The following is a 14,858-nucleotide window of genomic DNA, read 5'->3' as shown; positions in this document are numbered from 1 at the left end:
ATGAAAACAAAACTATTCGTCCTGGCAATGGCCCTCAGCTTCGCTTCGGCGCAGGCGGCGGACCGCATTGCCTTTATCCCGAAACTGGTAGGCGTGGGATTCTTCACCAGCGGCGGCAACGGCGCGAAAGAGGCGGGGAAAGATCTCGGCGTGGACGTGACCTACGACGGCCCGACCGAGCCGAGCGTCTCCGGCCAGGTGCAGCTGATCAATAACTTCGTCAACCAGGGCTATAACGCCATTATCGTCTCCGCCGTGTCGCCGGACGGCCTCTGCCCGGCACTGAAGCGCGCGATGCAGCGCGGCGTGAAGGTCCTGACCTGGGATTCCGACACCAAACCGGAGTGCCGCAGCATCTACATCAACCAGGGAACGCCGGAGCAGCTCGGCGGTCTGCTGGTGGACATGGCGGGCAAGCAGGTCACCAAACCGAACGCGAAAGTGGCGTTCTTCTACTCCAGCACGACCGTTACCGACCAGAACCAGTGGGTGAAAGAGGCGAAGGCCAAAATCGAGAAAGATCATCCTCAGTGGCAGGTCGTCACCACCCAGTTTGGCTATAACGACGCCACCAAATCTCTGCAAACCGCCGAAGGGATCTTAAAAGCCTATCCGGATCTGGATGCGATCATCGCCCCGGACGCCAACGCCCTGCCAGCCGCGGCACAGGCGGCGGAAAACCTGAAACGGGAAGGGGTGGCGATTGTCGGCTTCAGCACGCCGAACGTGATGCGCCCGTACGTTGAGCGCGGCACGGTGAAAGCCTTCGGCCTGTGGGATGTGGTGCAACAGGGCAAAATTGCGGTCAATGTCGCCGATCGTTTACTGAAAAAAGGCGATCTTAACCCTGGCGACAGCGTCGACGTGAAAGATATCGGGACGCTGAAGGTCGAGCCGAACAGCGTGCAGGGCTACCAGTATGAGGCGAAGGGCAACGGCATCGTGCTGCTGCCGGAGCGGGTGGTGTTCACCAAAGAGAACATCAACAAATACGATTTCTGACGGGGGAGCAAATGGCTGATTTAGATGACATCAAAGACGGCAAGGATTTTGGCATCGGCACGCCGCAGCAGAATGTGCCGTACACCCTGAAGGGCTGCGGCTCGCTGGACTGGGGAATGCAGTCGAGGCTTGCGCGCATCTTCAACCCACAGAGCAACCGCACGGTGATGCTGGCCTTTGACCACGGCTACTTTCAGGGGCCGACCACCGGCCTTGAGCGTATCGATCTCTCCATCGCGCCGCTGTTTGGTGAAACCGACGTGCTGATGTGCACCCGCGGCATCCTCAGGAGCCAGGTGCCAGCCGCCACGAACAAACCGGTGGTGCTGCGCGCCTCCGGCGGTAACTCGATTCTGGGCGAGCTGTCCAACGAGTGCGTGGCGGTGGCGATGGAGGACGCGCTGCGCCTGAACGTCTGCGCGGTGGCGGCGCAGGTGTATATCGGAAGCCCGTTTGAGCATCAGTCGATCAACAACATCATCAAGCTGGTGGATGCGGGGGCGCGCTACGGCATGCCGACGCTGGCGGTGACGGGCGTGGGGAAAGAGATGGCGCGTGACGCGCGCTATTTCTCGCTTGCCAGCCGCATCGCCGCCGAAATGGGAGCGCAGTTCGTCAAAACCTACTACGTGGACGAGGGCTTTGAAAAAGTGACCGCCAGCTGCCCGGTGCCGATTGTTATCGCCGGGGGCAAAAAGCTGCCGGAGCACGAGGCGCTGGAGATGTGCTGGCGGGCGATTGACCAGGGCGCATCCGGCGTGGACATGGGGCGCAACATCTTCCAGTCCAGCGCGCCACTCGCCATGCTGAAGGCGGTGAAGAAAGTCGTTCACGAGAACATGAGCGCCCGGGAGGCGTTCCAGTTCTGGCAGGAAGAGAAACAGGGAGAAGCAAAATGAACGTGACGCTGGTGGAGATTAATATTAAACCCGAGCGGGTGGACGAGTTTCTGGAGGTATTTCGCGCCAACCACGAGGGGGCCATCAAGGAGCCGGGAAACCTGCGCTTTGATGTCTTGCAGGACCCGCGGGTGAAAACCCGCTTCTTTATCTACGAAGCCTATAAAGACGAAGCGGCGGTGCTGGCGCATAAGCAAACGCCACACTATCTGGCGTGCGTGGATAAGCTTGAAGAGCTGATGTCAGAGCCGCGCAAAAAACGCTGTTTTGTGGGGTTGTTGCCGGAGTAGCGGCTTTGCCCGGTGGCGCTGCGCTTACCGGGCCTACGGGGGCGAGATGGTGCGGTGTTTGCCCGGTGGCGCTGTGCTTACCGGGCCTACGGGGGCGAGATGGTGCGGTATTTGCCCGGTGGCGCTGCGCTTACCGGGCCTACATATGCAGTATTTGTAGGCCGGGTAAGCGAAGCGCCACCCGGCGTTGTTCACGCCAGCTCCAGCAACTGAATACGCGCCGTCGCGCCCGGCATCAGCTTTTGCAGATTGCTCACCAGCTCATCGCCAGCTTCCTGTAATGCCGCCAGCGGCATCGACGGCAGGCTTTCGAGAATAAACCACATGGATTGCGCCTGGCTGTCCAGACGCGTGCGTACCCCCTGTCGCCAGTTCCAGCGGCGGCAGGTGACGCCGAGATCGTCACGCCAGATAACTTCGCCTGGCTCCGGATTTTCTACAACCGGCTCACCTTCTTTAAAGGTATCAAACGGCTCGCTGCCGTCGGCCAGCGTCAGGCGCGGCGCTCCCGAGTAAGCCGCCAGATTTTCTCCCCCTACCGGAATAGCGTAACGGATACTGATGGCATTATAGATATCCACCACCGGGTCGAGCGGCGGCAGCGAACCGTCTCTCATCACGCGCTTGCGCAGGGCCGAGGCCGAGCAGGGCGTACGTTTGGGTTTTGCACCAAAGGCTTTAAACACCTCATCCCAGGCGGCGAGATGATTTTCTGCCCAGGGCACATCATCATTGAGCATCTGCTGGCAGGCCTGCGCCAGCGCAGCGGGCGCAACCCCCGGTTGGGTAATCGGGGCAGCTTCAACCAGAATGCTCAGCGCCCGAAAGCCGGGCGCGATCCCGACAAGTCGCGAATCTATTGACGGTGTTAGAAGAGACATAAATAATCCTGTATTGACTGTTTTATACCATGGTAGTGACCAATGACTGATAAAGTCAATATAATGACCGATGCGGGCGCCGATGTTGCCCAGGTAAGCCTGGCCGTGGCGAACCGTATCCGCAGCTGGCGGAAAGAGAAAAAGCTGTCGCTGGACGAGCTTTCCCGCCGCGCCAGCGTCAGCAAAGGCATGCTGGTGGAGATCGAAAAAGGGGCTGCCAACCCCAGCATTGCCATTCTGTGCAAACTGGCCGCCGCGCTTGGCGTCTCGGTGGCAGACATCGTTAACGTCTCCAGCGAGCCGCAGGTACACATTATTCAGGAAGAGGCGATCCCGGTTCTGTGGCAGGGCGCACAGGGCGGTTATGCCAGATTGCTGGCAGGCACCGCAGGCCCGGACATGATTGAGCTGTGGCAGTGGGAGATGCATCCGGGAGAGACTTTCACCTCTCCGGGACATCCCGCGGGAACCTTTGAGCTGCTGCACGTGAACGAAGGCATGTTAACCCTGACGGTGGACGAGACGGTGGTACAGGTTAATGCTGGCGCGTCGGCGGTGGCGAAAACGGAAGCCGCGCACGGCTATGCCAATGAAGGCGATACCGTACTTCGCTTCACCATGACGGTGGCGGAGTTCCACCGATAAAAAGCAGCCCGGTGGCGCTACGCTTACCGGGCCTACGTATGCAGTATTTTGCAGGCCGGGTAAGCGTAGCGCCACCCGGCGTTTTTTACGCCTCTTCCACGCTTACCCGCAGCGCCGCCAGCGCTTTACGCGCCGCCTTCAGCACCTGCTCACACTGCTCAATGGTAAGCGTCAACGGTGGCTCAATGCGGATGGTTTTCGAGTTGTTAAGCGTTCCCGCCACCAGTACCCGCTGGCGGAACATCTCGCTTGCGAAGCTATAACCGGTTTCGTTATCAACGAACTCAATCGCCATCAGCATCCCTTTCCCGCGCGCATCCTGTACCAGATCCGGATATTCCCGGCCCAACTGACGGAAGCCGTCCAGCAGCATGTCGCCTTTCTGCTCCGCTTGCGCGGGCAGGTTTTGCTCCAGCAGGACGTTGATGGTGGCCAGCGCCGCCGCACAGGCCAGCGGGTTACCGCCAAAGGTGGTGGTATGTAAGAACGGGTTATCGAACAGCACCGAGAAGACCTCCTCAGTGGCGACCGTTGCGCCAATCGGCATCACGCCGCCACCGAGCGCTTTCGCCAGGCACAGAATGTCCGGCTGAACGTTCTCGTGCTCGCAGGCGAACATCTTGCCGGTGCGCCCCATCCCGGTCTGCACTTCGTCGAAGATCAGCAGCGCGCCAAACTCATCGCACAGCTGACGCACGGCGGGCAGATAGCCCTGCGGCGGGAGGATCACGCCGCCTTCACCCTGAATCGGCTCCAGGATCACCGCCGCCACGTCGTCGCCGGTTTTACGGCATTCACTCAGCACGATGCGCATGGCGTTGATGTCGCCAAACGGCACGTGGCGGAAGCCCGGCAGCAGCGGCATAAACGGCTTGCGGAAGGTAGATTTAGCGGTCGCCGACAGAGCGCCCAGGGATTTCCCGTGGAACGCGCCGCTGGTGGCGATAAAGGTAAATTTCCCGCGCGGTGACTGGTACGCCTTAGCGAGCTTGAGCGCCGCTTCGACCGATTCGGTGCCGCTGTTGCTGAAGAAGCTGTATTTCAGCTTACCGGGCGTTAAGGCTGCCAGCGTTTTCGCGAGCATGGCGCGAAGCGGATCGAGCAGTTCCTGGCTATGGAGAGGTTGTTTCGCAAGTTGATTCTGTACGGCGGAAACCACAACTGGATTACGGTGCCCCACGTTGAAAATACCAAAACCACCCAGGCAATCGATAAACTCCTGTCCCTGGGTGTCGACAAGCGTATTCAGACTGCCCGCTTGCCACTCTACGGCTCCGTAATCCCCGCCGGCGGTAACAGATTTGCGATACTCCAGAAAACCTGGATTCACATGCTCCTTAAAGTAATCAATGACCTCACGGTTAAGTTGTTTCATCTCCTCATGATCAAGCGTTCGCTTCTCAATGAGATTCAGTGCGTGCGCGGTACAGGCAAGAGCCGAGGCGCTGGAAGGTAACCTGTTCAAAATATGCTCCCGGGGATCGCGTATCACATGATACTGAGTTAAGTATTGCAGGGATTACGCCACCTCAGATGCCTTAACAAAAATCGGGATAAACGCCAGGTGAAATCAAAGTTGCACAATATTTAATCATGCCATCGCGCGCCGCACGGGATAAGGGATAACGAGCCGGGGATGGGGTGTCGTCAATTGCACTGCTCCAGGGCAGGGAATGCGCCTTAAGTGTGCACCGGGGTATCATGCTTTGTAGGTAGTTTCATGCCGAAAGTATTTTAAATCAATTAATTAGAAAAACGTACGAAAAGTGCGGTTTAACCGAGATTTGCGATCTCAATCATATTTAACAACTAAAGATAAATTTTTTATCGCCGAAAAAACATAAGCCACAAAATTAACATTCAAATAACCTGCAAGGGATGCTCACTATGTCCTCTCCTGACTATGTCACCCAGAATGAATATCCGCTGGACGATGACACCACGCTTATGTCGACCACCGACCTCCACAGCTACATGACCCACACTAACGACACCTTTGTGCAAGTGAGCGGCTTTACGCTCCAGGAGCTGCTCGGGCAACCGCACAACATTGTGCGTCATCCGGATATGCCGAAAGCGGCTTTTGCCGACATGTGGTACACGCTGCAAAAGGGCGAACCCTGGAGCGGGATTGTCAAAAACCGACGTAAAAATGGCGATCACTATTGGTTACGTGCCAATGCGGTACCAATGGTGCGTAACGGCCAGATGACGGGCTATATGTCCATTCGTACCCGCGCCACGCAGGACGAGGTCGCCGCGGTGGAGCCGCTTTATAAGGCGCTCAACGAAGGACGCTGCAAAAAACGCATTCATAAAGGGCTGGTGGTGCGCAAAGGCTGGCTCGGCAAATTACCGGCGATGCCGCTGCGCTGGCGCGTGCGTAGCGTAATGGCGGTACTTTTCGCGGTGATGGCCGCAACGCTGGTTGCCAGTGCCGCGGGCTGGGCTTCGTTGGTGGCGGCAGCCGTGGTGATGCTGCTTGGCACCCTGGTGTTTGAGCAACAGATTGTCCGCCCGGTGGAAAACGTCGCACGGCAGGCGCTCAGGGTCGCTACCGGAGAGCGTAACAGCGTGCAGCATCTTAACCGCAGCGATGAACTGGGGCTAACGCTGCGGGCCGTCGGACAGCTGGGGCTGATGTGCCGCTGGCTGATCAACGACGTCTCCAGCCAGGTGGTGAGCGTGCGCGACGGCAGCGACAGGCTGGCGCAGGGCAATGAAGATCTCAACGACCGCACGCGCCAGACCGTGGCTAACGTGCAGCAGACCGTGGCAACAATGAACCAGATGGCGGCGTCGGTGCAGAGTAACTCTGAGACCGCAGCCGAAGTCGACAAGCTATCGATGGCCGCCAGCAGCGCGGCCACGCAGGGGGGCACCGTGATGCAGACCGTGGTGAAAACCATGGATGACATTGCCGACAGTACCCAGCGCATTGGCTCTATTACCTCGCTTATCAATGACATCGCCTTCCAGACCAATATTCTGGCGCTGAACGCCGCGGTTGAGGCGGCACGCGCAGGCGAGCAGGGGAAAGGCTTTGCGGTGGTAGCGGGCGAAGTGCGTCATCTTGCCAGCCGCAGCGCGAACGCGGCTAACGATATTCGCAAGCTGATCGACGCCAGCGCCAGCAAAGTGCAGTCGGGCGCCGAGCAGGTCCACGCCGCGGGACGTACTATGGATGATATTGTCGAGCAGGTGAAAAACGTCACGCAGCTTATCGCGCAGATCAGTCACGCCACCTCAGAGCAGGCGACAGGTCTGACAGAGCTGACCCGTGCTGTGGCAGAGCTGGACAGCATTACGCAGAAAAATGCTGACCTGGTCGAAGAGAGCGCGCAGATTTCCGCGATGGTTAAGCACCGGGCCGGACGCCTTGAAGATGCGGTTACCGTGCTGCATTAAGAAATGCATGCTTCGATAAAGCCGTTTATTCCTCCTGGGTAAACGGCTTTTTTGTTTTTCAGAATAAGTTATGTTGTTAATGAAATATTAAGTAACTAAAAAAAGCGCCCGGTTTTTAATTGTTACGATCCAGATTTATTGAGAGTGAAAAATAAAAAAACGATCAAAGTCATAAAGTTAGCGTGTTTCCTGTCGATAACAGCGATCGTCTGAGAAATAATCACATCGATGGGGTAAATATGTTCATACATGACGTAAAGATCGGCACGAAATTATTTCTGGCGTTTGGATTATTTATTGTCCTGATGGTCGTCAGCGCAAGCTTGTCTCTGATGAGCCTGAATCGGGCAAACAATGGAATGCAAACCATCCTTACCAGCGACTATCCAACGACGGTAAAAGCGAACCAGTTAATCGACAACTTCCAGGAATTTATAAGCACGCAGCAGCTCATGCTGCTGGACGAACAGGGAACGTACACGGCGCAATCAGAGCAGCGTCTGAAGGCGATCAGCGAGCGCATCTCCGCAATCCTGAGCGAGCTGGACAACGCTCTCAAGGATAAAAAATCCCAACAGGTGCTGGCCGATATCCACGGCGTACGCCAGCAATATCTTGACTCGCGCTACCGCATTTTGCAGGCCGTGCAGAATAACGACCGTGCGGGCGCGATAAACGAAATGATGACCAACACCCTGAATCTGCAACAGTCCTATAAAGCGAAAGTGCAGGCGCTGATTGCGATCCAGGACCATGAAATGCAGAGTGCGGGCGAGCAGGTGGAAGGCGATTTCCGCACCAATCGTCTCCTGCTGGTCCTGATTACGCTTTTCAGCGTCGCGGCAGCCAGCCTGACTGGCTGGTTCATTGTGCGATCCATTACCCGACCGCTGAACGACGCGGTGAATTTTGCGGAGGCCATTGCCGATGGCGATCTCACCGGCAGCATTATCTCGCACGGTAAAGATGAAACCGGACTGCTACTCACCGCACTGATGGAGATGAAAACGCGCCTGCTGGAGATTGTGCAGCAGGTGCAAACCGGATCGGAAAACATCTCCAGCGCCGCCGCGCAGATTGTCGCGGGAAACCAGGATCTGGCTGCCCGCACGGAGGAGCAGGCCAGTTCCGTTGAACAAACGGCCGCCTCGATGGAGCAGATCACCGCTACGGTGAAGAACACCGCGTCCCACACCGGAGAAGCGACGAACCTGTCTGCCGATGCGGCTGCTGTGGTCAAAAACAACGGCGAGATGATGAAGCAGGTCACCAGCAAGATGCGCCTGATTAACGAAACATCGAACAGGATGTCCGACATTATCGACCTGATCGACGCCATTGCCTTCCAGACTAATATTCTGGCGCTGAACGCGGCGGTCGAAGCGGCGCGCGCGGGTGAGCATGGTCGTGGCTTTGCGGTGGTGGCGGGCGAGGTACGCCAGCTCGCGCAGAAAAGTGCAACATCTGCGAGTGAGATCCGCCAGCTGATTGAAAGCTCCACAAGCCAGACGCAGGACGGCATGAACCTTGTGGAGAAGGCCAGCGGGCTTATCAACGGCATGGTCGGCAACGTAGAGGAGATGGACGTAATCCTGCGTGAGATTCGCCAGGCCAGCCACGAACAGACGGAAGGCATCTCGCAGATCAACAGCGCGATTGGCCTGATAGACGCCACCACCCAGCAGAACTCCGCGCTGGTGGAGGAGTCCGTTGCGGCGGCGGCATCCCTTAACGAACAGGCCATGCACCTGAAAGAGCTGGTCCGCGTGTTCCGCGTGAGCGACGGCGTGCTGGCTTAATCCAGCTGGGAGATCTCCAGCGCCGCGCGGTCAATCACGCCGATAATCTGTTTCAACTGCGCGTCGCTGAGCTCTCCCTGATTAACCTTCAGGTCCAGAACCGCTTTAAAGTTATCCAGCGCCCGCTTCATCTGCGGGTTTTTGCGCAGCTGGAAACCGACGGAGCGCGCCTTGATACGCGTCTGGATCTGCTCCAGCTGTTCCCGGTTGTCATCCAGCCACTGTTCTCCGGCGGCGTTAATCGCAATCCGCTTCCGGCCGTTCTCTTCTTCGGTAATGGTGATAAGCGCCTGATCCTGCAAGTAATCCAGCGTCGGGTAGATCACGCCAGGGCTAGGCGTGTAATGTCCCTGCGTCAGGTTTTCGATCTCTTTGATCAGTTCGTAACCATGGCTCGCGTTGCGGGTCAGGATATCCAGGATCACCAGCCGCAAATCGCCATGGCCAAAAAATCGTGGCCGGCGTCCGCCGCCGTCGTGTTCGTGTCGCATGTTTTTTCCTTAATTTGATATATCTAAACTATATCTAAGATATATTCAGATGCAATCTAAAAAATCTTGATTTCTTAGTTAATAGCAATCATTATCATTAAGAATTCATTCCGATATATCGTATTCACCTGAGAAGGGCATCAACATGGCATCTACCCGTTACCCTCAACGTGTCCGCAATGACCTGCGTTTTCGTGAGCTGAACGTGCTGCGCACTGAGCGAGTCAGCGCAGGATTTCAGCGCATTGTGCTAGGCGGCGAGGCGCTGGAGGGCTTTAGCTCTCGCGGCTTTGACGACCATACCAAAGTCTTTTTCCCGGCACCGGGCACCACTTTCGTGCCGCCTGTGGTGACCGATGAAGGCATCGACTGGGGCGACGGCGCGCGTCCGCAGGCACGTGACTATACCCCGCTGTACGATGACGAAAAACATGAGCTGGCGCTCGATTTCTTCGTTCATGATGGCGGCATTGCCAGCAACTGGGCGGTGGAGGCTAAGGTGGGCGACAAGCTGACCATCGGCGGGCCGCGCGGTTCGCTGGTGGTGCCGGAAGATTACGCCTGGCAGCTGTACGTGTGCGACGAGTCGGGGATGCCCGCGCTGCGCCGCCGTTTAGAAGGCATCGCAAAACTGCCTGTTCGCCCGGCGATCCACGCCATTGTCACCGTGGGCGATGCGGCGTATCAGGACTATCTGGCGCACCTGAGCGGGTTCAACATCACCTGGGTTATCGGCCACAACGAGCAGGCGGTGGCCGACCATCTTGCCGCGCTGGCCGTGCCGGAAGAGGATTACTTTATCTGGCTGACCGGGGAGGGGAAGGTGGTGAAACGCCTGAGCCGTCAGTTTGAAAGCGACGCAATTGACCCGCAGCTGGTGCGTGCCAGCGCGTACTGGCACGCCAAATAATCAGGCAGCGGGATCCAGCTGCGCTTCGCTCACCTGATGTTCGAGCGAGGCGCATACCTCTTTCAGCGCTTTCTCCTGCTGGGCAAAGTAGGCTTCCATATTGCTGAGCGACGAGACGAGCAGCCAGGACTCTTCTTTCTCCAGCTCTGCCAGCTCGTTCACCAGGGTGTCGATTTGCTCACGCACCTGCGCCATCTTTTTACGAATACGTTCCAGGTCGTTCAGCCTGTCGCTTGCCATCATCGGTTCGAATCCTTGTTGCAGACGGGCGACCAGCGAGCGAATGGCCTTCACGTCGCCGCGCTGTTTGGCCTGGTTGAGTCGCACCATCATCCTGTTGGCTTCCTCTTTTAAATCATCGGCAACCAGATCCGGGTGGCATAGCTTGCTCGCCTGACGCCAGAGCCGCTTCAGCTCGTTCCGATCCTCTTCAGAGAGATCCTTGCCTTTACGCAGGCGAACTTCGGCATCATGATGCTGTTCGCGATACTTCTTGTACTCTTCGTTGGCCTCATCGCGCGCCTGACGTGCCGGCTCTTCTTCACGCGTTAAACCGGTCTCCAGCTCCATTGCTTCGGCCAGCAGGTTGGCAATCAGATTGCTTTGCTGCTGAAGATGTTTGCGCGCCTCTGCCGCCTGAACGGAATCCGCAGGCAGATCTCGCCAGCGCCGGGTGAGCGTTGTCAGAACCTCTACGGCCTGCGCCATATAGTCCTGGCAGCGGCGGTAATCCTCTTCCCGACGACGCGTCTCCGCCTGCTGACGACGCAGGTTAAGCTCCGCCAGCGTTTTACGCAGGGCGAGGATCTGCTGCATCAACGGCCCGAGGCGGGAGAAATAGAGATCGTTGAACTCATCTAGCTGCTGTACCCGGGCGTTACGGCGATCAATCAGATCGCGCAGACGCTCTTCCAGGGCTTTCAGCTCCAGCTTGCTGGCCGCCAGCTGTGGGTCACGCCACGGGGTAACGGCGCGCTGGCTTTGCAGCCAGGCGGTGATAGCGCGAAGGGCTGCGGTGTAGTTTTTCTGCTCAAGCGCCGCGACGATGGACAGGAGATCATCGTCAAAGGCTTCCTCTTTGAGACGTTTCAGCTGGCTCCGGATGATGTCGTCATCTTCCAGCTCAATGGCATTTTTAATGATTTCTAGCCGTTTGATCGGTGTGCTCATGATGCCTTTCGCTCTGGCGCTTAAGTATTTGAGTTAAGGTTAGTTGTTGTAAAAGCTACAGGAAATAATACACACGGATGATGATCGGCGCGATGGAGGATTTCTTTAGTTTTTAGGGTTTGTGAAAGAATGAGAGTTATTGAATCTTCCTTCTGGAACGGGGAGCACGGGGTTAAATGTGACCTTAGAGTTCAATTTTGAATGCGTGAGCCGAGAAACTCGAAAATTTGGGGTTCTGGAGGCGTGCAGCGGCAGCGGTACGCCGCAATAACTGCCAGAAAATGCTTAACAGCATTAAGCATGATTAAAATACCCCAAATGTATAAGAAGTGCGGAGAGCTGGAACCGGGTGATCGCGCGGGGTGTTGCCATCGAGGGGAGGCTACGTGCTGGCAAACCGAGGGGGCGAAAGAATTGGCACTAAAAACAATACAGGGCGGATTAACCGCCCTTTTTTTACGCTGTAACCCGCTCGTTCCACGCATCCGAGTATTGGATGTTCCCATCGCAATACTTCCAGGTGATCCGTTCATAGCGGAGCTGTATTCCCTCATTATGATTGTGTATCTGTAACGCTGGCTCTTTACAGTTATGCATGACGGGGTTAATGCTGACTACCCGGACGTTTTCAAGCAGCATATTGAAATATTCAACCTCCTGGCCCGCATCGTTGATTTTATACCACTTGATCTCTGCGCTTTTCAGCGTTTGGCCGGTGGCTACCGCTTTGTAGAGATACGGGCTGGAGCTATCAAACTCTTTTTCAATTACGAGCGGCGCATGTAAGCGCGTGCCGGTGATCTTGCCGGTGTTGTTATCGGTCGGAACTAACAAGCCGTGACTAAAAGAGAGGATCTCTATACTACCTTCTCTATTTTGAACATCCACAGATCCCTTAATCGGGTTGCCGCCATCATCCTTAAGCCATAGATAAGCAGGAATAGCCATTTTTAAAACTCCATTTCCATTGAGGGTAAACCCTCATTAATGACTAAATACGGATCGCAGGTGATACAAATTGTGTTATAGGTTCGTGTTATTTAATTTCGTTACTTATTGATGTTGCAAATAAAATTAATAAATTGATCTTCAGCAGTACGCATTACCGTTATTGCTCTTATGTTGCCCTTTTTGCCTGGCAGAAAGGAAGAACGATGGCATGTATACCGATTTATCCACCCCGCGGGCTAGAGATATTGCGCGAACACATAAGGCTCGCGCGGGCGCGTCACGAAGTCCAGAATATGGCCGCCCCGCTTACGTATACGTGGTTTTATGAGCGAGTAAGAAACGGCGGGCCGTGGGATTACAAACAACATAAACGGGCTTATGCTGACTTCGGGAATTTCCATTACGGCGCTGTGGGTTATGCAGCGTGCATCCCTGCAAAGATTTTGCTTATTGCTGCCGGCGCGGCGCAGTGGAAAGCCGGCACATCAAGACCCGAATGGGGTAATTTCACGGGGACCCCGCCGTTTGGTGATGATCCGATTGACCAATTTTGGATAAAGCAAGGCATCGACTATGTTAAACAGCATCACTTTTAGGACGCTGCACTGGATCGCCACTATTCTTATGGCCCTGGCGGTCGCGGGGTACTGTTATTTCCAACATATACAGCGTTTAACTGTTAGTGATCGGCTATATCAAGTTCGCCAGCTCACGCCCCGGACCTGGTTATACATTACTGAGTATGACGGCTCGAACATGACCACCGGGGAAGTGTATCGTTATTTTTTAGCGAGTAAGATTGACGGCGATCCGCTGGTGGCTCTCGAAAAACAACATATCGCGCCCACGCTTACAGCGAATACCGCCCGCGCGAAAGTTGACGGCATAGGCAACAATATCTCATTTACTGTTTATGGCACCGTGTACAGCTTTACTACGTCTGCATTTTTTTATGATGCTGAGGGAATAGCGGCCGCGCCGTCAATCGACTTAACGGCCCGTGGCGAGGGCTGGGACAAGGGGAAATTTAGTCGATAGATAAATATTTATTTAAAAATCCCTTGCGGTCGGGTCAATGACCCGATGAGCCGCGTGTAAGTTTTCACGGCGTACCCGTGCGATTTTTGGGAAACAGCTGCATCCACCGGGCAAAGGTCTGCCCCATATCAGCCAGGCGATTCAGCAGCGGATACGCGCTATCAGCGGCGCTCTGGCGCGTTCAGCCTTTTCGCACACTCAGAGCCACCCTTAAAACAGATCGTGCGCACAGCAGGGCGCTGGCGCGTCACAGCATGACCAAAAAAATTTTTCGCAGACCAAAATCGCACTACACCGCACCCGTCTGTGGTTTTTGGATCATAAAATTTTTTCAGTTTTATTTTTCTACAAACCAGACTGCCAGACCTCGCCGGTGCTGGCGGCTTTGCGGAAAACCAGAACTGAAAAGATTGAAAAGAATTTCAGTGTTTTTCACTTTTATGGATCTGCGGAGTATTTAATGAAATTTGTAACTATCAGATAATTAATGATATTTTAGACTTTGTGAGAAAAAAGAAGATCAAAATATAGGAGGCAAGAAGTTCAGGGAAAACCCGCACGGTGAGAGCTGGCGCGGGTTTGGGGGCAGGAAATCACTTTAAAAAACTGAAACGTGTAGCAGTGCCTGTTTCATGCTGCATGTAATTTGTTAGGTATGACATGCAAAGTTTTTTCGCTATAGACAGTGGTGTTGCTGGGAATGTCTTTGTTCACAAATGACATAGCGCCGATTACAACGTTGTCACCGATGCGAATCTTATCTGCGATGATGCAGGAACCCGCGCCAATGCTGACATTGTTGCCAATAACAATGGATATCGGCTCTTTATGGACATTCGCACCGGTAATGCCAACCGTTATGTTCTGCCTGATACGCAAAGAGTGTCCGATGACAGCGGAGCCGTTTATCACTATCCCTTGATGGTGGGAAATCACCATTCCGGGTCCGATGTGTGCGCCCAACTGAATATCAGTTCCATATTTGAAAATGAGGTTTCTGTTTATCTTAGTAGCTCGTTTTTTCAGGAAGTTACTGTCTGAATGATGCCAGTATGAAGCAATGCGCCACCAGAAGTGGAAACGGCGATTGGGGCATTTGATAGATTTATGCAGCACCCCGAACCACGAAAACTTCTTAGAACTCATCATTACTTCCTGGCGTAAGCATTCACGTAAATGATTTGCTCTGGCTTGTTTATCCATTACTTATCTTTCCCTTTCATTTGTCGCGGGAATTTAAAGTCAAAAGTCTATGGAAAGCAACTTTTTGGCTTATTAGTCATGTGGACAGGGCTTTATCAAAACCTTGATGAGCGGGAGACTCTCTTACTTTCGTGCGACACTCATGTATTGAGTAACAAAAAAGCCACTCAA

Annotated in this window: 15 protein-coding genes; 9 read left to right on the top strand and 6 right to left on the bottom strand. The window is 55.1% G+C overall.

Annotated elements, in window-relative coordinates:
• The 3 genes from lsrB to lsrG are packed head-to-tail and all read left to right on the top strand — an operon-like array spanning position 1 to position 2,191.
• Positions 1-1,002 (top strand): autoinducer 2 ABC transporter substrate-binding protein LsrB, encoded by a 1,002-nt coding sequence (gene lsrB / locus ACQG1Y_RS20385; RefSeq protein ID WP_368740878.1) that lies wholly within the window; start codon positions 1-3, stop codon positions 1,000-1,002.
• Positions 1,003-1,013: 11 nt separating this feature from the next.
• Entirely contained in the window at positions 1,014-1,901 is an 888-nt protein-coding gene (gene lsrF / locus ACQG1Y_RS20380; protein WP_017694299.1) for a 3-hydroxy-5-phosphonooxypentane-2,4-dione thiolase, read from the top strand.
• Positions 1,898-2,191, top strand: a complete 294-nt coding sequence (gene lsrG / locus ACQG1Y_RS20375; RefSeq protein WP_023295476.1) for a (4S)-4-hydroxy-5-phosphonooxypentane-2,3-dione isomerase — start codon at positions 1,898-1,900, stop codon at positions 2,189-2,191. Before lsrF ends, lsrG begins: the two co-directional genes overlap by 4 nt.
• Positions 2,192-2,382: 191 nt before the next feature.
• On the opposite strand, the gene ACQG1Y_RS20370 is transcribed toward lsrG, so the two are convergent.
• Entirely contained in the window at positions 2,383-3,072 is a 690-nt protein-coding gene (locus ACQG1Y_RS20370) for a B3/B4 domain-containing protein (RefSeq protein WP_032669128.1), read from the bottom strand.
• A 42-nt stretch (positions 3,073-3,114) separates the two neighbouring features.
• On the opposite strand from ACQG1Y_RS20370, the gene ACQG1Y_RS20365 reads away from it, so the two are divergent.
• Complete coding sequence (locus tag ACQG1Y_RS20365) at positions 3,115-3,717, top strand: helix-turn-helix domain-containing protein (protein WP_032669129.1); 603 nt, start codon at positions 3,115-3,117, stop codon at positions 3,715-3,717.
• Between the two features lie 85 nt (positions 3,718-3,802).
• Here the strand turns inward: ACQG1Y_RS20365 and ygjG are convergent, their stop codons facing one another.
• Positions 3,803-5,182, bottom strand: coding sequence for a putrescine aminotransferase (gene ygjG, locus ACQG1Y_RS20360; RefSeq protein WP_032672027.1), 1,380 nt, complete (start codon positions 5,180-5,182; stop codon positions 3,803-3,805).
• A 422-nt stretch (positions 5,183-5,604) separates the two neighbouring features.
• Here ygjG and ACQG1Y_RS20355 point away from each other — a divergent pair, with 422 nt between their 5' ends.
• On the top strand, positions 5,605-7,125 hold the full coding sequence (locus tag ACQG1Y_RS20355; protein ID WP_368740904.1) for a methyl-accepting chemotaxis protein: 1,521 nt from the start codon (positions 5,605-5,607) through the stop codon (positions 7,123-7,125).
• A gap of 239 nt (positions 7,126-7,364) precedes the next feature.
• Positions 7,365-8,924 carry a methyl-accepting chemotaxis protein gene (locus ACQG1Y_RS20350; protein WP_023295468.1) on the top strand — a complete coding sequence of 520 codons (1,560 nt, stop codon included), beginning with the start codon at positions 7,365-7,367 and terminating at the stop codon, positions 8,922-8,924.
• On the opposite strand, the gene ACQG1Y_RS20345 is transcribed toward ACQG1Y_RS20350, so the two are convergent.
• Positions 8,921-9,415 (bottom strand): PadR family transcriptional regulator, encoded by a 495-nt coding sequence (locus ACQG1Y_RS20345; RefSeq protein WP_015571917.1) that lies wholly within the window; start codon positions 9,413-9,415, stop codon positions 8,921-8,923. The two genes, ACQG1Y_RS20350 and ACQG1Y_RS20345, sit on opposite strands and share 4 nt — an antisense overlap.
• A gap of 145 nt (positions 9,416-9,560) precedes the next feature.
• Between ACQG1Y_RS20345 and ACQG1Y_RS20340 the strand changes: the two genes are divergently transcribed.
• A complete protein-coding gene (locus tag ACQG1Y_RS20340; RefSeq protein WP_047365711.1) occupies positions 9,561-10,325 on the top strand; it encodes a siderophore-interacting protein in 765 nt (254 codons plus the stop codon).
• Here the strand turns inward: ACQG1Y_RS20340 and ACQG1Y_RS20335 are convergent, their stop codons facing one another.
• Together ACQG1Y_RS20335 and ACQG1Y_RS20330 are read right to left on the bottom strand one after the other, a co-directional pair.
• Positions 10,326-11,495: a DNA repair protein gene (locus tag ACQG1Y_RS20335; RefSeq protein WP_426737012.1), complete on the bottom strand. Its 1,170-nt coding sequence runs from the start codon at positions 11,493-11,495 to the stop codon at positions 10,326-10,328.
• A 456-nt stretch (positions 11,496-11,951) separates the two neighbouring features.
• The gene (locus ACQG1Y_RS20330) at positions 11,952-12,443 is read right to left on the bottom strand and encodes an Hcp family type VI secretion system effector (protein ID WP_045327447.1); all 492 of its coding nucleotides are present in this window, start codon (positions 12,441-12,443) and stop codon (positions 11,952-11,954) included.
• Positions 12,444-12,649: 206 nt separating this feature from the next.
• Between ACQG1Y_RS20330 and ACQG1Y_RS20325 the strand changes: the two genes are divergently transcribed.
• Positions 12,650-13,042, top strand: a complete 393-nt coding sequence (locus tag ACQG1Y_RS20325) for a polymorphic toxin type 44 domain-containing protein (protein ID WP_017692645.1) — start codon at positions 12,650-12,652, stop codon at positions 13,040-13,042.
• Positions 13,020-13,484, top strand: a complete 465-nt coding sequence (locus ACQG1Y_RS20320) for a hypothetical protein (RefSeq protein WP_063135355.1) — start codon at positions 13,020-13,022, stop codon at positions 13,482-13,484. The genes ACQG1Y_RS20325 and ACQG1Y_RS20320 overlap by 23 nt, the downstream gene beginning before the upstream one ends.
• Before the next feature lie 630 nt (positions 13,485-14,114).
• On the opposite strand, the gene ACQG1Y_RS20315 is transcribed toward ACQG1Y_RS20320, so the two are convergent.
• Entirely contained in the window at positions 14,115-14,687 is a 573-nt protein-coding gene (locus ACQG1Y_RS20315; protein WP_063135357.1) for a serine acetyltransferase, read from the bottom strand.
• Between the last annotated feature and the right edge of the window lie 171 nt (positions 14,688-14,858).

Source organism: Enterobacter cloacae complex sp. 397G4, assembly GCF_050031515.1.
In the GTDB taxonomy this organism is placed as follows: Bacteria; Pseudomonadota; Gammaproteobacteria; order Enterobacterales; family Enterobacteriaceae; genus Enterobacter; species Enterobacter hormaechei_C.
This window is presented reverse-complemented; position numbering and strand designations above follow the sequence as displayed.

Coding starts and splice junctions, on each gene's coding strand:
- lsrB (WP_368740878.1), top strand. CDS start 1: ATGAAAACAAAACTATTCGTCCTGGCAATGGCCCTCAGCTTCGCTTCG.
- lsrF (WP_017694299.1), top strand. CDS start 1,014: ATGGCTGATTTAGATGACATCAAAGACGGCAAGGATTTTGGCATCGGC.
- lsrG (WP_023295476.1), top strand. CDS start 1,898: ATGAACGTGACGCTGGTGGAGATTAATATTAAACCCGAGCGGGTGGAC.
- ACQG1Y_RS20370 (WP_032669128.1), bottom strand. CDS start 3,072: ATGTCTCTTCTAACACCGTCAATAGATTCGCGACTTGTCGGGATCGCG.
- ACQG1Y_RS20365 (WP_032669129.1), top strand. CDS start 3,115: ATGACTGATAAAGTCAATATAATGACCGATGCGGGCGCCGATGTTGCC.
- ACQG1Y_RS20355 (WP_368740904.1), top strand. CDS start 5,605: ATGTCCTCTCCTGACTATGTCACCCAGAATGAATATCCGCTGGACGAT.
- ACQG1Y_RS20350 (WP_023295468.1), top strand. CDS start 7,365: ATGTTCATACATGACGTAAAGATCGGCACGAAATTATTTCTGGCGTTT.
- ACQG1Y_RS20345 (WP_015571917.1), bottom strand. CDS start 9,415: ATGCGACACGAACACGACGGCGGCGGACGCCGGCCACGATTTTTTGGC.
- ACQG1Y_RS20340 (WP_047365711.1), top strand. CDS start 9,561: ATGGCATCTACCCGTTACCCTCAACGTGTCCGCAATGACCTGCGTTTT.
- ACQG1Y_RS20335 (WP_426737012.1), bottom strand. CDS start 11,495: ATGAGCACACCGATCAAACGGCTAGAAATCATTAAAAATGCCATTGAG.
- ACQG1Y_RS20330 (WP_045327447.1), bottom strand. CDS start 12,443: ATGGCTATTCCTGCTTATCTATGGCTTAAGGATGATGGCGGCAACCCG.
- ACQG1Y_RS20325 (WP_017692645.1), top strand. CDS start 12,650: ATGGCATGTATACCGATTTATCCACCCCGCGGGCTAGAGATATTGCGC.
- ACQG1Y_RS20320 (WP_063135355.1), top strand. CDS start 13,020: ATGTTAAACAGCATCACTTTTAGGACGCTGCACTGGATCGCCACTATT.
- ACQG1Y_RS20315 (WP_063135357.1), bottom strand. CDS start 14,687: ATGGATAAACAAGCCAGAGCAAATCATTTACGTGAATGCTTACGCCAG.